Source organism: Gudongella oleilytica (assembly GCF_004101785.1).
Taxonomy (GTDB): Bacteria; Bacillota; Clostridia; order Tissierellales; family Tissierellaceae; genus Gudongella; species Gudongella oleilytica.
Map to the genome: position 1 here is coordinate 579,703 of NZ_CP035130.1, position 20,880 is coordinate 600,582.

Below are 20,880 nucleotides of genomic sequence, written 5' to 3' on the forward strand. Positions count from 1 at the left end.
TGAGCAATGGACTACATTAAAGGTTTGAACGAAAGACAGAGACAAGCGGTTCTTCACACTGAAGGACCTTTACTTATTATGGCAGGAGCAGGCTCTGGGAAAACCAGGGTAGTTACCCACAAGATTGCATACCTTATAGCTGATAAGGGGGTTTCCCCTAATGAGATCCTTGCGATAACCTTTACCAACAAGGCAGCAAGCGAGATGAAGGAACGGGTATCAAGCCTTATCGACGTCGATGTAGATGCGATGTGGATGGGAACCTTCCACTCCATATGCGTAAGGATGCTAAGACGTCACATTGACCGCATTGGCTATGAAAGAAGCTTTACGATATACGACAGGGATGATCAGAAAACGCTTGTAAAAGAGTGCCTTAAGGAGCTAAATCTTGACAAGGAGACCTACAAGGAGAACTCAATGCTTGCAATAATAAGCGAGCAGAAGAACCTCATGATTCCTCCTGAAGAATATATCACCATTAATTATGGAAGCTTTTATGAGAGAAATGCAGGAGAGGTCTACGCTTTATACGAGAAAAAGCTTAAGTTCTATAATGCACTTGATTTCGATGACCTGCTGATAAGGGGAGTGGAGCTCTTAAGGGAAAACCCTGGTATCCTCAAGCAGTATCAGCAAAGGTTCAGATACATCTTCGTGGACGAATACCAGGATACCAATAAGATCCAGTACCTGTTTGTAAAGATGCTGTCGGGTTATCATAACAACATTTGCGTAGTCGGAGATTCAGACCAGGCGATATACTCCTGGAGATATGCCGATATATCGAATATCCTTGATTTTGAAAAGGACTTCCCAGGAGCTGAGGTTATTCTCCTTGAGAGGAATTACAGATCCACAGATGCGATCCTAAGGACTGCAAATCGGGTAATAGCAAACAACACCCAAAGGAAGGACAAGAACCTTTGGACAGATAAAAAGGGCGGGCCACCCGTTACCCATATCGAGCTGGAGTATTCAGAAGAAGAGGCACAGTTCGTTGCCACCAGGATCCAGCAGCTTATTTACAGAGGAGCAAGCTTGTCTGATATAGCTGTCCTCTATAGGACCAACGTTCAGTCAAGGCCCTTTGAGGAAGCCTTTATGGCAGAGGAGATTCCTTATAAGGTGGTTGGAGGCATTAAGTTCTATGACCGCAAGGAGGTCAAGGACATAATCGCTTACCTTAGGTTCATACAAAACCCTAACGACAATATTGCCTTGAAAAGGATAATCAATACTCCCAAGAGAGGTATTGGCAATACGACCATCGAGAAACTTGAAGCCTATGCGCTTGAAAAAGAGGAATCTCTCTATTCGGCGGTTCTGGAATGCGAGTCTGCCCCAGGGATAACCTCCAGAGCAAGGGGACTATTGAAGCCTTTTGCAGAATCAATGTCACTTTTGATGGCCAAGAAGGAGCTGATGGGGATAAAGGACTTCATGGAGGAGGTAATGGAGTCAACGGGTTATATCGAGGAGCTTGAGAAGGAGAGGACCATAGAAGCAAGGACCAGAATCGACAATATCAGGGACTTCCTTTCTGTTGCGCTCCTGTTTGAGAAGAAGGATCCAAATGCGACCCTTGAAGATTTTCTTGCGACCATAGCACTGCTGTCCGATGTGGACAAGACAAAGGAGGATTCAAGCGTGGTTTCTCTTATGACGGTTCACAGCGCCAAGGGACTGGAATTTCCCATAGTTTTCCTCGTAGGGATGGAAGAGGGACTGTTTCCTCTGTCAAGAGCAAAGGAATCACCGGAGGAGTACGAGGAGGAAAGAAGACTTTGCTATGTAGCAGTGACCCGTGCTGCAGAGCAGCTGTTTATAACCAGTGCAAGAAAAAGAACACTCTATGGGAATACGAGCTACACAATGCCGTCATCCTTCCTTGAGGAAATGGGTGACACCATTGAGCATGAGTACAGCGAAGCAAGAAAGAGGATCATACAGCAGCCCGAAGAGTCAATAACCCAGGATATCCTCACGAGGGACTATTTAAGGGACAATATCATGCCAAGGATCCCCGAGAGAAGACATATCGCAAACGAAAAGATAGACATAGGAACAAAGGTTAAACACGAGAAATTCGGAAATGGAATGATCGTAGCAATAGAGAAAAAGGAAGACGACAACAAACTTACCATAGCCTTCGACAAAAATGGCATCAAGTTCCTGATGCAGTCGATGGCACCTCTTACAATAGTAGATTAGAGAATGGAGGGAGACTATGACCGACAGGGACAGGCTGGAGGAGCTTATCAAGCTGATCGATGAACTGAACTACCATTATTACACTCTGGATAACCCCAAAGTCAGCGATGCAGAGTATGACAATCTGTATGATCAGCTGGTTGAGCTTGAGAAAAGCCTTGGATATCAACCGGAATACTCTCCCACCAAGAGAGTTGGGGGAGAGCTTATAGAGGGCTTCAAAAAGCATAATCATCTGGGAAGGCTCTGGAGCCTTGATAAGGTCCAAAGTGAGGAAGAGCTTAAAGCCTGGGCAATAAAGCTTGAGAAGTCGATAGCTGACTACAACCTGACTGCCGATGAGAAGCTTCCAAACCCTGAATATGTACTTGAACTAAAATTCGACGGACTGACCGTTAATCTTACCTATGAGGATGGGAAGCTGATACAGGGCGCAACCAGAGGGACAGGCATACAGGGAGAAGCGATACTTCCTCAGCTTAAGACCATCAGGTCCATACCACTAAGGATACCATTCAAGGGCAGAGTTGAGATACAGGGCGAGGGTGTAATGCCCCTGTCAGTGCTTGAGGAATACAATCTGACAGCAGACGAACCGCTTAAGAATGCCAGGAATGCTGCGGCAGGTGCCTTGAGGAATTTGGATCCAAGACTTACTGAGAAAAGAAAGCTGTCAGCTTACTTCTACAACGCGGGATATATTGAGGGAAAGGTCTTCCAGACTCACATGGAGATGGTGGAATTTCTAAAGGATAACAGACTTCCTGTATTTCCATATATAAAGAAGTATTCAAACATAGATGATGTCATTGATGAGATCAGAGTAAGAAGCGTCGAACGTTCTAAGCTGGATATCCTTACTGATGGAATGGTCATAAAAATCAACCACATGAAGACAAGAGAGGTTCTTGGATATACAAGCAAATTCCCAAAATGGGCAATAGCCTTCAAGTTTGAGGCAGAGGAGACAACTACAAGGGTAATTGGAGTACAGTGGAATGTGGGAAGGACCGCAAAGGTAACTCCCACGGCTATTCTGGAGCCTGTGGATATTGGAGGAGTTACAGTCCAAAGGGCGACGTTGAATAACTATGACGACATACTCCGGAAAAAGGTCAGGCTGAACGGCAAAGTGCTGATAAGAAGATCAAATGACGTGATCCCAGAGATCCTTGGCAGCATCGAGGAAGATGGTGTCGAGACCTGCGAGATCGAAAAACCGACTCATTGCCCGTCCTGCGGAAGTGAGCTTATACAAAACGGAGTACACATATTCTGCCCAAATACACTATCCTGCAAGCCGCAGCTGGTGTCGAGGCTGGTGCATTTCGCCAGCAGGGATGCGATGAATATAGAGGGATTCAGCGAAAAGACAGCAGAGCTATTTGTGGAGCAGCTGGATATAAAGGATCTTCCTGAGATATACGAGCTCAAGTACGAGGACATAATAAACCTTGAGGGCTTTAAGGAAAAGAAAACAAACAATTTCCTGAAGGCCATAGAAAACAGTAAAAGACCAACTCTGCAGGCGTTTATCTACGCACTTGGCATCTCCAATGTGGGCAGCAAGACGGCAAAGGATCTTGCGGACAAATATAAGAGTCTCGAGGCTCTGAGGGGCGCAGCCTACGACGAGCTGATCCTGATACCAGACATCGGAGAGACAGTGGCAAGGAGCATACTGGAATTCTTCCGCGATGAAAGGATATCCCAGGCGATCGACAAACTTCTCTCAGAGGGGGTTGATCCTGTTTATGAGGAGAAGGACGTCCCAGACAACCCCTTCAAAGGCAGTTCTGTAGTCATTACGGGAACCATAGAAGGATTGACACGTGGAGAGATTAAGGATAGGATTGAGAAAATGGGAGGTGTTGTCTCAGGCTCCGTAAGCAAAAAGACTAATGTGGTCATAGTAGGAGCAGAGGCAGGAAGCAAGCTTGATAAAGCCAGAGAGCTTGGGATCCCTTTAATGGAGGAAGAGGAGCTTAAGGAAATATTCGATAGATATCCTGTATAGGGAAGGAGAGAGTGCAATGATAACAAAGGATCAGGTAGTCCATATCTCAAGCATCGCAAAGCTAAGCTTCAGTGATGAGGAGTTGGATGGTTTTACAGAAAAATTTGATCAGGTCATCGGCTTCGTTCAGAAGATCAAGGAGGTAGACACCGAGAATGTAGAGCCAACCTTCGGCATAAACGACGAGGACGGTTTTATGAAGGAAAATGGGGAGAGCCAGACTTTGACAAGAGAAGAGGTCTTAAAGAATGCCCATGAGACCCAGTACGGATACTTTAAAATACTCAAGGTAGTGGAATAGGGGGGATATGATGGAACTTACGCGACTTAGTGCGTGGGAGATGAAGGAGCTCTTGAAAAAAAGGGAGGTTTCCTCTGAAGAGTTAGTAAAAGCCCACCTGGATAAAATAGAAGCAATGGATAAGGATTTGAATGCATTCATTACAGTAAACAGTGAAGCTGCTGTCCAAACAGCCAGAAATGTTGACAAGAAGATAAAGAATGGCGAGGAGACGGGTCTTCTGGCAGGGATCCCAATAGGGATCAAGGACAATATTATGACTAAGGACCTCAGAACCACATGCGGTTCGAAAATGCTGGAGGATTTTGTCCCACCCTATGATGCAACAGTTATCAGAAAGATAATAAACGAAGACGGAATAGTAATAGGAAAGACCAATATGGACGAGTTTGCCATGGGTGGCTCAACTGAAACCTCCTATTTCGGCATAACAAGAAATCCCAGGAATCTTGAGGTGGTCCCGGGAGGAAGCTCCGGCGGATCAGCTGCAGCTGTTGCCTCAGGAGAAGCGGCACTTGCTTTGGGAAGCGACACGGGGGGGTCGGTAAGACAGCCTGCCAGCTACTGTGGAGTAGTTGGGATAAAGCCAACCTATGGGATGGTATCCCGCTATGGAGTAGTCCCCATGTCCAACTCCCTCGATCAGGTTGGAACCTTCGGAAGAGACGTAAGCGATGCATATCTTCTTCTTAAGGCTATTGCAGGCTTTGATCCTCTTGATGCCACCTCCTCCAAGAGATCAGGGATAGGGTTTTCTCTGGAGGGTGAGGATTTTCTTAAGGGACTTAAGGTTGCTCTCCCTATAGAGTACAGAGACCTAAAATTCAGCAACTTTGAGGGAATTCAAAGGCTTTATGACGATGCCGTCAAGGTTTTCGAGAATGCTGGAGCAAAAATTGATTATGTATCTCTTCCATACCTGAAGTATGCCCTTGAAACCTACTATATAATATCCACATCAGAAGTAAGCACTAACCTGTCGAGATTCGATGGGATCAGGTATGGTCACAGGACAGACGATTACGAGACTCTTGATGAGCTATACACAAGATCCAGGACAGAGGGCTTTGGAGAAGAGGCAAAGAGAAGGATCATGATGGGTACCTATGCACTTAGTGCCGGCTACCAGGAGGAGCATTACAAAAAGGCTTTGAAGGTCAGAACCTTAATCAAGCAGGACTACGAGAAGACCTATGAGAAATATGACGTAATACTTTCACTGGCATCGCCGATCCTGCCATTCAAACTGAACTCGCTTGTGAATTCACCTGTGGAAATGTATATGTCAGACCTGTTCACAGTACCTATTAACCTTGCTGGGCTGGTGTCTATGTGCGTTCCCATGGGAGACGTAGGCGGACTTCCGGTAGGAATGCAGATAACAGGCAAGCGCTTTGGGGAGGAGACTGTAATAAAAGCAGGACTTGGCTATGAAAGGGCGGTGAAATAATGGGCTGGAGAACACTGATTGGTCTTGAGATCCACGTTGAACTAATGACCAAAAAGAAAATATATTGCAACTGCAAAAATGAGTTCGGGGGAGAGGTCAATACTCACGTCTGCCCAGTCTGTCTTGGATTGCCCGGAGCATTGCCGGTAATAGACAAGGAGTGTCTTGAGTTTGGCATCAAGGCAGGTCTTGCCTTCAATTCGGAGATCGCCGAGGTAGTGAGGATGGACAGAAAGAACTATTTCTACCCGGATCTTGTAAAAGGTTACCAGATATCACAGTCTGACCTGCCGTTGTGTAACGGCGGCTACCTTGAGATAGATCTGCCCGAAGGTCCGAAGAGGATAAACCTTGAGAGGATCCATATCGAGGAGGATACTGGAAAACAGATCCACAACGATGACGGAACAACTCTTCTCGACTTCAACCGCTGCGGAGTCCCTTTGATCGAAATAGTATCAAAGCCTGACATTTCATCAGCTGAGGAAGCAAGATTGTTCCTGGATAAGTTAAGGTCCACCATAAAGTATGTAGGGATCTCTGACGTAAGGATGGAGGAGGGGTCACTCCGCTGTGACGTAAACATAAATGTCATCGACGACGAACGAGGAATAAAATCAAAAATTACTGAGATCAAGAATCTCAACTCATTCAAGTCAGTGGTAAAGACAATTGAGTTTGAAGAAAAAAGACATATAGAGCTCCTCGAAAAAGGAGAGAATACAGATAGGGAAACAAGACGCTGGGATGAAGTAGCAGGCGAGACCATACTTATGAGAAGAAAGTATACCGCTGAGGACTACAGGTTCTGCTACGATGGCGACCTTCCTCCGCTAATAGTAGACAGAGGCTGGCTGGAGGAAATCAAGGCTGCAATGCCTGAGCTGCCGCATGCAAAGAAGGTCAGGTTCATCAGCGATTATGGTTTGAGCGACTACGACGCTTCAGTACTTACCCAGTCCAGGGAGCTGGCAGACTTCTTTGAGGAAACAGTGAAGTATGTTGACGACAGCAAACTCGTTGCCAACTGGATGATGGGCGATGTCCTAAGAAGACTTAAGGAGGAGGAGAAGGAGATACAGGAGCTCCAGCTTTCCTCTAAAGACCTCGCAGAGCTGTTGATCCTCGTAAGAGATGGCAAGATAAACAACAATACAGGGAAAAAGGTTCTTAGAGATATGTTCGAAACAGGAAAATCTCCTGAGACCATAGTTTCTGAGCAAGGCTTGATACAGATAAGCGACGAGGGAGCCCTTGCTCAAACTGTAGACAAGATCCTTGATGCAAATCCACAGTCCGTTGAGGACTATAAAAACGGTAAAGACAGAGCTGTAGGCTTTTTAATGGGCCAGATAATGAAGGAGACAAAGGGTAAGGCCAATCCACAAGTTGTTAGCACAATTCTTAGTGAAAAGCTTAAGAACAGGTAATTACAAGGACAGAGCCGGCTGCTCTGTCTTTGTAATTTAATTGACATTTATCTGTTAATACAGCTATAATCAAGTAAAGAGTGTTTTCTTATACTCTTAAACCAATCAAAGGAGGCGAAGAAATGAAGCAGGGCAAAATGAATCTTACAACAAAGGTCCTGGTTGCTCTTGGGGTAGGTCTTGTTACAGGGATCTTGGTATACAATCTGCCTGCAGGAACGCTAAAGGACACAGTACTTATCAACGGATTATTTCAATTCTTAGGGCAAGTATTCCTAAGAGGGATCATGATGCTGGTAGTGCCATTGGTATTTGTTTCACTCATCAACGGAGCAGCAAATATGGGCGATGTCAAGAAGCTCGGAAGAGTAGGATCAAAAACTATAATCTTCTACATGTCGACAACTGCAGTGGCAATTATTATTTCTTTGATTCTTGGTGTAGTTCTTAAGCCGGGAGTAGGTCTCGACATGGGAGCAATACAAACTGTTGAGACGACTATAAACCAAAAGGCACCTCTTGTGCAGATATTATACGAAATGGTTCCTAACAACATAATAAGCGCAATGGCAAATGGTAGTATGCTTCAGATCATCGTTTTTGCACTGCTGACTGGAGTCGGGCTCTCTCTGTTAGGAGAGAAGGGCGAGTATCTTACTGATCTGTTCCAAAAGCTGAATGACCTTATTATGAAGCTGGTCGAGATAGTAATGCTTTTCGCTCCGATAGGAGTATTTGGTCTTATTGCAAAGACCTTCGCCACAGTGGGGTATTCAGCGCTCATTCCACTTATGAAGTACGTCGGAATAGTATACCTGGGTTTATTGATCCATGCTACAGTGATTTACGGATCCCTGTTTAAGGTTTTTGCCGGTCTAAGTCTTAGAAAATTCTACAAGAAATTTTCCCCGGCAATGTTCGTTGCATTCTCAACAGCCAGCAGCAATGCGACAATACCTTTCTCCCTGGATATATGTGAAAAGGAGCTTGGGATATCAAAGGAAATATCCTCCTTTACAATTCCATTGGGAGCAACGATCAACATGGATGGTACAGCAATAATGCAAGGCGTTGCTTCATTGTTTATAGCTCAGGCTTACGGTATAGAAATGACTTTACCTATGATGCTGACCGTAGTACTCACAGCAACCTTGGCATCCATTGGAACAGCAGGAGTTCCTGGAGCAGGTGCAATAATGCTCTCTATGGTGCTTCAATCAGTAGGTCTTCCACTTGAGGGCTTGGGACTTATAATGGGCATCGACAGACTTGTAGACATGGGAAGGACATCGATAAACGTTACAGGAGATGCTGTTTGTACGTCTATCATCGCAAAGAGTGAAAATGCAATGGACTTAGAGGTTTTCAACAGCTAAATAAATGCTTATCTGCCCCCTGACCAATAGTTAGGGGGTTTTCTTATCTCATTCAATCTGGTAGGATATATCTTGGGAGGTTGATGGAATTGGAAATTGGTAAAGTACCTAATGAACTTCTTGAAAAGATTGTTTTCAGCAACATTACATATAAGAGAGATGAAGTTCTCGCACGGCCAGGTATCGGAGAGGACACAGGCGTTATGGATCTTGGGGGAGAGTTGTGTGTAGTCAGCACAGATCCGATAACAGGAGCTACTAAGGGACTTGGAGCTCTTGCAATTCACGTATCCTGTAACGACGCAGCTACAAGGGGAGCAGAGCCTGTTGGAATACTCCTTACCATATTATGCCCTCCAGGGACAACCGAGGAGGATCTTGAGCTGATCATGAAGGATGCCGGAAGAGCAGCGGGAGAGGCAAGAGTCGAGATAATCGGAGGACACACAGAGGTGACTGACGCAGTCACAAGGATAGTGATAAGCTCAACGGTTATTGCAAGGATGAAAAGGGAGCACTTCAAGGGTTATCAGGGGATAAGCTCCGGGGACAAGGTCGTACTTACTAAATGGATCGGGCTTGAAGGGACCCACATTCTGGCATCAGAGTTGGGAGCCAGGCTTAAAGAGCATATTACTCAGGAAGAATTAAATGAGGCAAAAGAGCTTTCGCAGTATATAAGCGTTGTAAGAGAGGGACTTTTAGCCAAAAATCATGGGGTGCTGTATATGCATGATGTGACGGAGGGCGGCATTTACGGAGCTATCTGGGAGACAGGTGAAGCGACCGGAAAGGGCGTGACTCTTTATGAGGAAAAACTTCCAATAAAAGACGTTACGAAAAAGATTTGCCATATACTCGAAATAGATCCCAGAAAGCTTATATCCAGCGGCAGTATGATAATGGTAGTCCCCGAAAGGAATGCTGATGCTCTATTAAGAGACCTTGATAAAAATGGGGTAAAGGCAACTATAGTGGGAGAGATCACCCACAGAGGTATCGAATCAGCAATAGGAGACAGGAAGGTACCAATACCACCTCCTGGAAGTGATGAGCTTTACAGAGCTCTTCAGCTATAATTTCACATATTACATTATGGTTACATTATCCGCCCTTTCGTTGAAAGGGCGGTGATATTTTGATATAAATATGCTAACAGGACAAGGCATGTTTTGAAAGGAGGGGCTTATGAAGCGTAGCTTGATTTTACTTACACTACTAATGATTATAATAGCATCCTTTGATATATCCTTTGGAAGCTCGAATATACCTCAGGTGGACGTCAAGGTGGACGGCAAGTCTATCAAGGTTCCAAAGGTTTCTCTAATGCTTGATGGAAGCAGCCTTTCTACTGTGGTCCCGCCGGTAATACTGGGCGACAGGACTCTCGTGCCAATAAGGTTCATGGAGAGTCTGGGTGCACAGATCGGATGGGATAATGCAACTCAAACTGCCACAGTTGTACATAACTCGACAGTGGTGAGCATGAGTATAAACAGCCATAAGGTACTGGTGAACGGGCAATCTATGCAACTAGATCAGGGTTCAATTCCAAAGTTAGTGACCTTCACATCTATGAACAACGACTCAAGGACAATGGTTCCTGTAAGATTCGTATCCCAGGTTCTTGGCTATAATGTGAACTGGGATCCAATAAGCTACACCGCCATAATAGATTCTCCAAAGACGGAGGCTCCTCAAACAACAGGAACTTCAACAATAACATCGATATCAGCTGTAAAAGGAAGTACTGGAAAGTATAGGATAAAAATAACAAGCGATAAGCCCCTGCAATATGATTCTATGTATCTTGAAGGATCAGGCAAGCTGGTGCTGGATTTTAAGGATGCCAGGCTAAATATACCGGGAGAGGCTGATGCTCCTGGAGACTTTACTCTGGAGGAGGACCTTATCCAACGAGTTCAATATTCTCAGTTTACTATTCCACCGAATCCCTACACCACGAGACTGGTGCTTACCCTTGGAGAAAAAGCCGAATTCAGCTTTGTGGCATCAGAGGATGGGACATCCTCAGTCATTGCATTCGACGACAATCAGATCACAGGGATATATCAGGATGAAGAGGACAACAGGGATTTCATACTCGTCGAGGGAGTCACGATACCAGAATACAATGTCATAGAATTAACAAATCCGACCAGAACAGTAATAGATATCATGGACGCAACACTTCATGGCGAGCAATACCAGACCTTTGATTATAGTCTGGGAATAATAAAGCAGGTTAGAGCCTCTCAATTTGTAGCTGATAAAAACTACAGCTCCAATGACAGGATAGTAAGGGTAGTTCTGGATATAAAGGATGGAGTAGACAATCCAAAGGTCCTCATAGTTCCAACTGAGGAAGGGTTGCGGATATACCCTGAGGAGAACATATGGGAGGATTTCTCCTATGAAAACTTGGGCAGGGAAGCAAAGCTTTTGTTCAGACATTTGGAGAGAGTTGAGGCCGATTTCGAGTATGATGAAGTAAGAAAAGAGCTATTTATTAAGATTCCTTCAGATTCAACCAATCTTCCGGAAGGGAGCTTCGTCATAAAGGATAATTTTGTTGATCAGGTCGAGGTCTCACGAGGAAGATCCACTACAGAAATTACCGTAGGCTTCAGAAGAAGCGTTAATATTGAGCTTTTATCCAGAGAAAGAGATTATTCGCTCGAGCTTCTTGCAGCAAGGAATGAGAATATCGATCCAAATGCCAGAACCGTCGTAATCGATGCGGGACACGGCGGAAAGGACCCTGGTGCAATTTCTATCACCGGTTTCCAGGAGAAGGCAGTAAACCTTTCAATGGCTCTTCAGCTTGAGGAGGCACTTAAGGCTCAGGGATACAACGTAATCCTTACAAGAAATGAGGATTTATTCGTTGATCTTTATGACAGGAGCAGAATAGCCAATAGTCTTAATGCAGACCTATTCATAAGCATGCACGCTAATTCAAACATCAAAAGCAGCATAACAGGCCTTGAGGTATTATATTGCCCTGCAACGTCAAGTGAGTTCAAGCTGGAGGACCAATATCCCTTTGCCGATACCGTCTATTCAAGCATAATCAGAAATACTGGAATTCCTGGGAGAGGTGTTATCAAGCGGCCTGAGCTTGTAGTCCTCAGAGAGACCATCATGCCTGCTATCCTGATAGAGATAGGCTATCTGTCGAATCCACAGGATGAAGCTTTAGTTAGGGATCCTGCTTATCAAATGAGGGTGGTTCAGGGTATTACTGAGGGGATAGCACAGTATTTTCAGTTATACTAATGCCGGTATGGACTAAATTGAAGCGATAGATTATATTAGAATAAGAATATTGAAACAAGGGAAGGCTAGCCTTCCCTTATATATGTTGAAAGGAGATAGTATATGGAGGCACTTTTAGGTTATGCACTGATATTTATGGCAAGGGTAGTTGACGTATCCATGGCAACTACAAGGACTCTCATGGTTGTCCAGGGCAGAAGACTCCAAGCTGCTGCCATAGGATTTTTTGAGGTTGGGATATACGTCACTGCACTTGGGAAGGTCGTAAGCTCTCTTGATAACCCGCTTAATCTATTGGCTTACTGTGCGGGATTTGCTGCAGGCAACTTCGTCGGAATAACCATAGAAAACAAAATAGCAATGGGTAACCTTTCTGCTCAGATCATATTGAAAAGCTCCAGCGAAAGCGATTTGGTTGATGCACTTAGGAACAATGGCTTTGGTGTGACGATCCTGGAGGGCCAGGGTATCGAGGGGCCAAGAGAGATCCTAAGCGTAGTTCTGAACAGGAAGGATATGCAAAAGCTGAAATCGGCGGTAGACTCAGTAGACACTAATGCCTTCATAACCATAAACAATATAACACCTGTCAGAGGCGGCTACTTTGCACCTATGAAGAAATAACAAAACCCCATGAGGGGTTTTTTGCTGTCTTTTAACATAAGAGTTTAAATTTTTGATAGAATGTAAGTATCAATCTATCTAAGGAGAGAAAATAAATGAGAATAGACAACAGAAGTAACGATCAGCTGCGGCCCGTAAAAATAACCAGAGACTACCTATTGCATCCATATGGGTCTGTATTGATAGAGATGGGGAACACTAAGGTTATCTGTACAGCCATGGTCGAGGAAAAGGTACCGCCATTCCTTAAAGGGACAGGACAGGGATGGGTAACCTCGGAATACTCAATGCTGCCAGGAAGCACCATGCAAAGGAAAATAAGGGATTCGACAAAAGGCAGGATAGACGGAAGAAACCAGGAGATCCAGAGGCTGATCGGAAGATCATTAAGATCAGTTGTTGATATGTCAAAGCTGGGTGAGAGGACGATCTGGATCGACTGTGACGTAATTCAGGCCGATGGAGGCACAAGGACAGCGGCTATCACCGGAGCGTACATAGCACTTGTCGATGCCGTATGCAAACTTAGAGAAGAAAAGCTTCTCCATAAGTTCCCCATAACAGGATTTCTTTCAGCAATAAGCGTTGGAATATCGGAGGAGGGACCTATACTCGACCTCTGCTACGATGAGGATCATGTCGCTTTGGTCGACATGAATGTGGTCATGGGTGATGAAGGAAACTTCGTTGAGGTACAGGGGACCGCCGAGGGGGCTGTATATACAAGAGCTCAGCTCGATCAACTTCTGGATCTGGCTGAAAAGGGAAACAGGGAGCTTATTGCCCTTCAAAAGGAGATCCTGGGGACTGAGATCACAGCAATTATCCAGGAGGCATAGTATGAGAAAGCTTGTACTTTCAACCAGCAACAAAAACAAGGTCAATGAAATAAGAGAGATACTTAAGGATCTGCCGGTGGAGATCCTATCCAAGGAGGAGATCGGGTTAGGACGCCTTGAGGTGGTCGAAGACGGAGACACACTTGAGTCCAACAGTCTGAAGAAGGCGAGAGCTCTTAAAGAGCTTACTCCTTATATGGTGATGGCTGACGATTCCGGGCTATTCGTTGACGCTCTGAATGGTGAACCGGGTATCTATTCTTCAAGATATGGCGGTGATGACGGCAACGACAAGCTAAACAATGAGACATTGCTGAGGAATTTGAAAGACAAGGATAGAACTGCAGCCTTTCGATCAGTAATAGCTTTGATAGATGAAAACGGCAATGAATATGTAATGCAAGGTATTTGCAGAGGCAGCCTCCTGGAGGAAGAAAAAGGCTCAGGTGGTTTCGGGTATGACCCGCTCTTTGTTCCTGAGGGATACCATGAAAGCTTCGCTGAGATGTCCTACGAGGTCAAGAATTCCATCAGCCATAGAAGAAGGGCAATAGACGGCTTAAGGGAAGTATTGGCAGGATTATTGGGTGAGGAAAATGAGAATACTAGTCGTTAGCGATACACACAGCCATGTTCAGGGGATACTTTCAAAGCTCAAGGAGGAAAAGGAATTCGATATGCTTGTGTTCCTCGGAGACTTTGCTTCCGATGGCGAAAGGATCAAGGAAATGCTTAAAATACCGTCGCACATAATAGCCGGGAATGGAGATTGGCAAACCAATTACCCCAGAGAGCAGCACATAACTGTTGAGGGGAAAAAGATCCTACTGACCCACGGACATAAGTATAATGTGAAAAATGACCTTAACAGATTGTACTATCATGCCCTTGAATCTGGTGCAAATGTTGTGCTTTACGGACACACTCACATACCGATGAGAAGGATCGACGAGAATCTGATAATGATGAATCCGGGAAGTCCTTCTCTGCCCAGAGGCGGGCTTACCACAGGCAGCTACGGAGTCCTGGAGATAGGGACAAAGATAGACGCAAAGATATGCTATATGAGGCAGGGATAACAGATGGAGTCACCACTTGATTTTTTACACCTTGATATGGATGCATTCTTTGCATCAGTCGAAGAGGCAGATAACCATTTACTGAGAGGAAAACCTGTTATCGTTGGAGGCAGAAGCCAGAGAGGGATCGTAACAACCTGCAATTACGAGGCGAGGAAGTATGGAATCCACTCGGCAATGCCGATTTTTATGGCACGAGAAAGATGCCCCCATGGGATATATCTGCCGGGCAGAATGAGCAGGTATCAGGAGGTATCAAGGAAGGTATTCTCAATACTTAGGGAGATCACTCCAAGGATAGAGCCTTTGTCGATCGATGAGGCATACATGGATATCTCCGGAATCGAAATGAAGCCTGAGGAGCTGGCTGCTATGATCAAGGAGCGGGTGCTGGAGGAAACCGGTCTGACATTATCAGTAGGAGTATCATACAATAAATTCCTTGCAAAGCTTGCTTCGGATTGGAACAAACCAAACGGCTTCATGAAGATCACAGAGGATATGATGCCACAGATCCTCTTCCCATTGTCTGTTGGCAAGGTCTATGGGATTGGCGCAAAATCAAGAAAGAAGCTTGAGGACATAGGAATATATACTATAGAAGATTTGTATGGGCTAAGCGAGGATTTCCTGGTCGATTTCTTTGGCAAATGGGGCAAGGAAATATACGACAGGATAAGAGGGATCGATCCAAGAGAAATTGAGACCACAAGAAAGAGAAAGTCCATAGGCGTAGAGAGGACCTTCAGACCTACAAGGGACAAAAAGCTCCTGGATAAATTCCTGATGGATTATGCGAAGGAGCTTGAGGATGATCTTATTAAAAGGAATCTCCATGGCCGCACACTTACTGTGAAGATCAAGGATGAGGATTTTGAAAGCCATACAAAATCAAGGACCTATCATAGGTACATCAGCGACAAGGATGAGATTTATCAGCTTTCCAGGGCACTCTTCGATGAAATGGAGTGGGATAAAAGCCTGAGACTGCTCGGGATATCTCTAAGCAATCTGATGGATAAAAACCTTCACCAGCTATCATTTCTTGAGGATGAAAATTTCCGATGAACCACAAAGGTTATATTGACATCATAAATCAACCCTGCTATAATCATATAAGTCAGCACAAAAAGTGCTGGGAGTGCGGCAGTAAATTGGGATCGGCAGCAAAGGTTTTATTGTTGCGGGTGTAGCTCAGTGGTAGAGCACTGGCTTCCCAAGCCAAGTGCGAGGGTTCGATTCCCTTCACCCGCTCCAAAATTACATGGTGGATATGGCCTAGCTGGTTAGGGCGCCAGATTGTGGCTCTGGAGGTCGTGGGTTCGAGTCCCATTATCCACCCCATTTAGCTGATCCATTAGCTCAGTCGGTAGAGCACCTGACTTTTAATCAGGGTGTCCCGCGTTCGAGTCGCGGATGGATCACCATTCTAAATCATGGTTCATTAGCTCAGTTGGTAGAGCACCTGACTCTTAATCAGGGTGTCCAGGGTTCGAGCCCCTGATGAACCACCACCTGCGGGAATGGCGGAATTGGCAGACGCGCTAGACTTAGGATCTAGTGTCAACGACGTGGGGGTTCAAGTCCTCTTTCCCGCACCATAATAAAAATGCTCCGAATGCTTAATTGAAAGCCGTCGGAGCATTTTTTACGTTATTTTTGAACTGTGAAGGTATATTTTCCTGTCGTAGATATTTCACCAGACTTGTCCGTGACCGTAGGATTATCACCCCAGAATTCATTTCCTGAGGGGTCTATTGAGTGGTACTGAAGCTTCGACGAACCAATCCTTGTACCCTGCAGATTGATCTCGAAAGTAACCTTATCACCAGAACCTGTGATATCAACAGTTCCTTCAAAGGAGTCGTCGTAAAGATCAGTGGTTACATACTCTTTGGTTTCTCCCTCCATGGCATCAAGAGGGCTTATCTCCTTCCTCGTGAACCTGAATGATCCCGCTACGGTACCGCTTCCTGATAAAGTACCTGCATCTATATTGCCGCTTATAGTGATTCCATTTACCTCACTTGTATATCTGGTATCTCCGCTGCCTCCACTGGCAGTTGCATAGCCAACCTCGACCTTGAAGCTGCCATCCTTGTTTATGGTGATAGTGTCAGCCTCTCGGAGCGCTGCATGTAATCCAAGCTGAAGTATCTTGGTCTCGTCGCCGCCTTCATACTTAAGGCTGCCAATCTCTTCACCCAGGACTATCTCAACCAATGGTGGAGTGACCTTGAAATCGATGACCCTGACTGGTTCATCTTTTTCTATATCAGCATCCGGCTCCCAAATCTTAAGGCTTGTCGGAGATCCTGCAAGCATATGGCCATATAATGTGAAGGAGGTAGTAATACTGCCGTCGGATTGAAACTTTCCGGACCAATCCTTAACAACAGCCTTTTCACTAAGGGGGGAAAACTTGGCCTGGTGGCCGGCATAGGTCTTCTTTGGATCTTTAAGGGTAAATTTGACCGATGTGTTCAGATAGTCAGAAAGTGCTTTATATTCTTCTCTAAGTCTAATCTCATTTTCCATATTTATCTTCAGAGCTATGTGATTGAACACTCCAGGGAGTATATCATTATATAGCATGGCCCGCCTTTCCTGACTAATGCTGTCTTGAAGATCCTTATTGAGACCAGCTCCACCACCGGTCCAATTGAATTTCTCCCTGGCCTCAGAGACAAAGTAATCAACACCAAGCTTATTGGTTCCAGTCCAAAATTCATTGCAGTGCTCAGTTATGATCGCATCGATCTTTGCCTTCAAAGCTTCCTCAGTCAGAGTTGGATCCTTAAACATAGGGTAGAAGGTCTTGTACCAGTAATCTGATCCCTTGAAGCCGTCCTCGCCCTTTGTGTAGTATATAGAGTATGCGTCCCTGTAGATATCAGCCCTTCCTTCAATTGCAGTAGTACCGAATTTGTTGATAGCATAGTCGACGATTGCAACGGCAGCCATACTTGCAGACATAACTGAGCTGCTAAGCTTTGAGGCAACCTTACTCATAATATATGTATGAGAGAGCTTCATACTGCCTACAAGGGCATCATTTATCTTTCCGTTATAAATGTTAGTTCCGATTTGCACTACGGATACCATAAGTCCGATATTGCCCAAATGGTCACCGATGTTTGATACCACATCCTCACCATATGCCAGATATCCCGCACTTTGAACTATACCGCCAAGAAAGTCAGATCCAAGCTGCATAGCATCTCCTGCAGCACCAGCACCGATCTCTATACACTGTGCGGCTGGAACACCACCTATGGAGTATTCCTCAATAGCTGCAAGAAAATCCTCATCCTTGTTCTCTCCATAGATACCTAAAAATTCCAGTCTGGCACGCCTTGTACCTTCATTTGTAACAGTGAAAACTCCGTATTTGGATAGATGGTCTGTAAGTATAACGACAGATCCTGACGCTTCATCATACATAAATGCTACAGGCTCCCATTGACCGGTTGTTTCGTTTAAGTACGCTGCACCAGGGATCTCTCCCTCAGCAAGATCTAATGGAATAGCCAGTTGAATTACACCATCAACCTGAGTTATACCTTCAAGTGAAAAGTCGTATACCTCAAGATCGATCTCACCTTCCTCATCGAGAGGTGGAGCGTTTGATACCTTTGTAATCTTAGCGTTTGTGTCAGATGATATTAAAACCGGATCGAGTCTTAGCTCAACACCCTCAGAGCCAAGGACCAGATTTTCCTCGTTCAAAACACCCTCTGCAAGTGATTCTTCTTTGACCTGAGGGCTGGTGTCACCACCTCCGCAACCTGTTAGAGGTATGATCATTGCAAATATCAGCAGCAGCGAAATAAGTCTTTTGTTCATATTTGGCCTCCTCCTGTTTTTGTTCTATTCAACCGGATACTTGAAAAATATTTGGTATCCATTATCAAGAATATAAGTTGCATCTATCGGATACTCATTGGTACTGGTTTCCTCCTTCTCAGTCTTGTCCTCCCAGGTTGTTTTCAAATAGTGATTTTCCACCACATTCGCCTGATTTACAGGGTTTTGGAAATTAAGAACCACAGCCTTCGTTTCAAGATTTTCAATCCCGTTCTCAAGTACAGTCACTGGTTTTGAGCTGTCTATGGCATTGCTATGTGTATAAAGCTCTACATCACCAGAGGAAGTGAAGGTAGTTGTTCTAGTTACAGAACCCGAAATCCAGGCCTTTTCACCTATTGCAGGAACCTCCTGGTTTGATGTCGTCACAGTTGTTATTGTAACAGTGTAGCTATAGGTGCCCTTACCATCGAGAAGAAGCGCTGTCTTATCGGTCCCTATAACGGGAAGGTCATTGTTTACGGTTATTGGTATATTTAGATGAAAATTCTTTACGTCATACTTGTATTGAGTACTCCATTCAGCGTATTGATTTTTCCCGCTGACAGTATCTGTTGCCCAGCTGCCGCTTAAGCTAACGTCTATAACATTATTCTCAAGAATCGTAATAGGCTGTTGACTCAGCAAATGTTCCATTGGCAGTGGATGCATATCCTCAGCAAAATATGATTTGTACTCATCCTCAACAAGAAGGTTGGAAACCGCATCCTCCGATGTTTTGGCAGAAACCAGCCTTGTCAGTCTTCCGGTTTCTTTTTTGATAACTATATCAACGGAAGGAGGAGTCACCTTGAACTCTATGGTCTCGACAGGCTCATCTTTTTCCAAATCTGCATTGGGACCATATATTTCTATCTTGTTTGGTGATCCTGAATATAAGTGACCATAAAGTGTAAAGCTTGTGCTTAGGGTGCCATCATCCTTAAATCTACCGGTCCAGTTTGCTGCGTCAGCCTTGTCATTCAAGGTTGAGAACCTTACCTGATGCTTTGCATATGTCTTTGAGGGGTCAGTGACGTTAAACGCAATAGAGGTATTTAAATAGTCAGAAAGCGACTTATATTCTTCTCTAAGCCTCTTTTCGTTATCCATATTGATCCTTAATGCTATCTGGTTGAACACTCCAGGGAGGACATCCTGATATAGCATGGATCTTCTCTCATTACTTATCTCCTCCATAAGACCCTTATTCAAGCCTCCTCCAGCAGAGAATCCAAATTTGTCTCTTGCCTGAGACATATAATCTGCTACCTCAACTTCATTTTGAGGAAGCCAGAATTCATTGCAATGCTCAACAACGATCCTATCGATTTCAGTCTTGAGTCCTTCCTCTGTCATCTTCGGATCTGAAAACATTGGGTAGAAGGTCTTATACCAATAATCAGAGCCCTTGAAGCCGGGATTCCCCTTTGAATGATACAGGGCATATGCTTCTCTGTATATTTCAGATCTTCCCTCAACTGCCTCAGTACCAAATTTATTTATAGAGTAGTCGACGATAGCAACTGCAGCCATACTTGCAGACATAACCGAGCTGCTAAGCTTGGATGCTGCCTTTCCCATAACGTATGTAAACGAAGTCTTAAGACTTGCGACGACGGCTTCATGTATTTTTCCCTGATAGATATTGGTTCCTATTTGTACTACTGAAAGGAGGAGCCCAATATTTCCAACATGGTCGCCTATAGTCGAAAGAACATCCTCACCATAAGCAAGATATCCTGCACTTTGAGTTATGTTTCCGAGAATATCAGCTCCGATCTGGAGTGAATCTCCAACGGCACTTGCACCTATTTCATAGCATTCAGATGCCGGAACACCACCTATGGAATATTCCTCCACAGCTTCAAGGAAGTCCTCGTCCCTGCCCTCACCATAAAGACCTAAAAATTCCAACCTGGCTTTTCTCTTTCCTTTGTTGCTTGAAGTAAAAACTCCATATTTGGAGAGATGGTCTGTAAGTATAACGACAGATCCTGACGCTTCATCATACATAAATGCTACAGGCTCCCATTGACCGGTTGCTTCGTTTAAGTACGCTGCACCAGGGATCTCTCCCTCGGCAAGTATTAAAGGAATGGCCAGCTGAATTACACCGTCGACCTTAGTAATACCTTCAAGTGAAAAGTCATATACCTGCAGATTTATTTCCCCTTCCTCATCGAGAGGTGGAGCGTTGAAAATCCTTGATATCCTTGCATTAACATCCGATGATATGAATACCGGATCGAGTCTTAACTCAACACCCTCAGAGCCCAGGATTAGGTTTTCTCCATTAACGATCCCTTCAATCAGCAACTCTTCCTTCATAACAGGCTCTGATGAACCACCACCACAGCCCACAAGGGGTATTATCATTGCAAATACCAGCAGCAGCGAAATAAGTCTTTTGTTCATATCGACA

The 20,880-nt window shown here is 44.7% G+C and carries 15 protein-coding genes and 5 tRNA genes; 18 read left to right on the plus strand and 2 right to left on the minus strand.

Annotation, left to right across the window (positions count from 1 at the left end):
• Positions 1 to 6 precede the first annotated feature (6 nt).
• The 18 genes from pcrA to EC328_RS02665 all read left to right on the plus strand — a co-directional run bounded on the left by pcrA (position 7) and on the right by EC328_RS02665 (position 16,210).
• Positions 7 to 2,214, plus strand: a complete 2,208-nt coding sequence (gene pcrA, locus EC328_RS02580) for a DNA helicase PcrA (RefSeq protein WP_128425361.1) — start codon at positions 7 to 9, stop codon at positions 2,212 to 2,214.
• 16 nt (positions 2,215 to 2,230) lie between these two features.
• A complete protein-coding gene (gene ligA, locus EC328_RS02585; protein ID WP_128425362.1) occupies positions 2,231 to 4,231 on the plus strand; it encodes an NAD-dependent DNA ligase LigA in 2,001 nt (666 codons plus the stop codon).
• 16 nt (positions 4,232 to 4,247) lie between these two features.
• A complete protein-coding gene (gene gatC / locus EC328_RS02590) occupies positions 4,248 to 4,532 on the plus strand; it encodes an Asp-tRNA(Asn)/Glu-tRNA(Gln) amidotransferase subunit GatC (protein ID WP_128425363.1) in 285 nt (94 codons plus the stop codon).
• A 10-nt stretch (positions 4,533 to 4,542) separates the two neighbouring features.
• On the plus strand, positions 4,543 to 5,982 hold the full coding sequence (gatA, locus tag EC328_RS02595; RefSeq protein ID WP_128425364.1) for an Asp-tRNA(Asn)/Glu-tRNA(Gln) amidotransferase subunit GatA: 1,440 nt from the start codon (positions 4,543 to 4,545) through the stop codon (positions 5,980 to 5,982).
• On the plus strand, positions 5,982 to 7,412 hold the full coding sequence (gene gatB / locus EC328_RS02600; protein WP_128425365.1) for an Asp-tRNA(Asn)/Glu-tRNA(Gln) amidotransferase subunit GatB: 1,431 nt from the start codon (positions 5,982 to 5,984) through the stop codon (positions 7,410 to 7,412). The genes gatA and gatB overlap by 1 nt, the downstream gene beginning before the upstream one ends.
• A 122-nt stretch (positions 7,413 to 7,534) precedes the next feature.
• Positions 7,535 to 8,788, plus strand: a complete 1,254-nt coding sequence (locus EC328_RS02605; RefSeq protein WP_206363901.1) for a dicarboxylate/amino acid:cation symporter — start codon at positions 7,535 to 7,537, stop codon at positions 8,786 to 8,788.
• Positions 8,789 to 8,871: 83 nt separating this feature from the next.
• Positions 8,872 to 9,867, plus strand: a complete 996-nt coding sequence (locus EC328_RS02610) for an AIR synthase family protein (protein ID WP_128425366.1) — start codon at positions 8,872 to 8,874, stop codon at positions 9,865 to 9,867.
• A 109-nt stretch (positions 9,868 to 9,976) separates the two neighbouring features.
• A complete protein-coding gene (locus EC328_RS02615; protein ID WP_128425367.1) occupies positions 9,977 to 12,067 on the plus strand; it encodes an N-acetylmuramoyl-L-alanine amidase in 2,091 nt (696 codons plus the stop codon).
• A 102-nt stretch (positions 12,068 to 12,169) separates the two neighbouring features.
• Complete coding sequence (locus tag EC328_RS02620; protein WP_128425368.1) at positions 12,170 to 12,691, plus strand: DUF2179 domain-containing protein; 522 nt, start codon at positions 12,170 to 12,172, stop codon at positions 12,689 to 12,691.
• A 95-nt stretch (positions 12,692 to 12,786) separates the two neighbouring features.
• Positions 12,787 to 13,530 (plus strand): ribonuclease PH, encoded by a 744-nt coding sequence (gene rph / locus EC328_RS02625; RefSeq protein ID WP_128425369.1) that lies wholly within the window; start codon positions 12,787 to 12,789, stop codon positions 13,528 to 13,530.
• Between the two features lies 1 nt (position 13,531).
• Positions 13,532 to 14,146, plus strand: a complete 615-nt coding sequence (gene rdgB / locus EC328_RS02630; RefSeq protein WP_128425370.1) for an RdgB/HAM1 family non-canonical purine NTP pyrophosphatase — start codon at positions 13,532 to 13,534, stop codon at positions 14,144 to 14,146.
• Positions 14,127 to 14,609: a metallophosphoesterase family protein gene (locus EC328_RS02635; protein ID WP_128425371.1), complete on the plus strand. Its 483-nt coding sequence runs from the start codon at positions 14,127 to 14,129 to the stop codon at positions 14,607 to 14,609. The genes rdgB and EC328_RS02635 overlap by 20 nt, the downstream gene beginning before the upstream one ends.
• A 3-nt stretch (positions 14,610 to 14,612) precedes the next feature.
• The gene (locus EC328_RS02640; protein ID WP_128425372.1) at positions 14,613 to 15,677 is read left to right on the plus strand and encodes a DNA polymerase IV; all 1,065 of its coding nucleotides are present in this window, start codon (positions 14,613 to 14,615) and stop codon (positions 15,675 to 15,677) included.
• Positions 15,678 to 15,792: 115 nt separating this feature from the next.
• Positions 15,793 to 15,866, plus strand: a tRNA-Gly gene (locus EC328_RS02645).
• Between the two features lie 10 nt (positions 15,867 to 15,876).
• A tRNA-His gene (locus tag EC328_RS02650) sits at positions 15,877 to 15,953 on the plus strand.
• Positions 15,954 to 15,960: 7 nt separating this feature from the next.
• A tRNA-Lys gene (locus EC328_RS02655) sits at positions 15,961 to 16,036 on the plus strand.
• Positions 16,037 to 16,047: 11 nt separating this feature from the next.
• Positions 16,048 to 16,123, plus strand: a tRNA-Lys gene (locus EC328_RS02660).
• Between the two features lie 3 nt (positions 16,124 to 16,126).
• Positions 16,127 to 16,210, plus strand: a tRNA-Leu gene (locus tag EC328_RS02665).
• A 52-nt stretch (positions 16,211 to 16,262) separates the two neighbouring features.
• Here the strand turns inward: EC328_RS02665 and EC328_RS02670 are convergent.
• Together EC328_RS02670 and EC328_RS02675 are read right to left on the minus strand one after the other, a co-directional pair.
• On the minus strand, positions 16,263 to 18,455 hold the full coding sequence (locus EC328_RS02670) for a hypothetical protein (RefSeq protein ID WP_128425373.1): 2,193 nt from the start codon (positions 18,453 to 18,455) through the stop codon (positions 16,263 to 16,265).
• A 24-nt stretch (positions 18,456 to 18,479) separates the two neighbouring features.
• Entirely contained in the window at positions 18,480 to 20,873 is a 2,394-nt protein-coding gene (locus EC328_RS02675) for a hypothetical protein (protein ID WP_128425374.1), read from the minus strand.
• Positions 20,874 to 20,880: the final 7 nt, after the last annotated feature.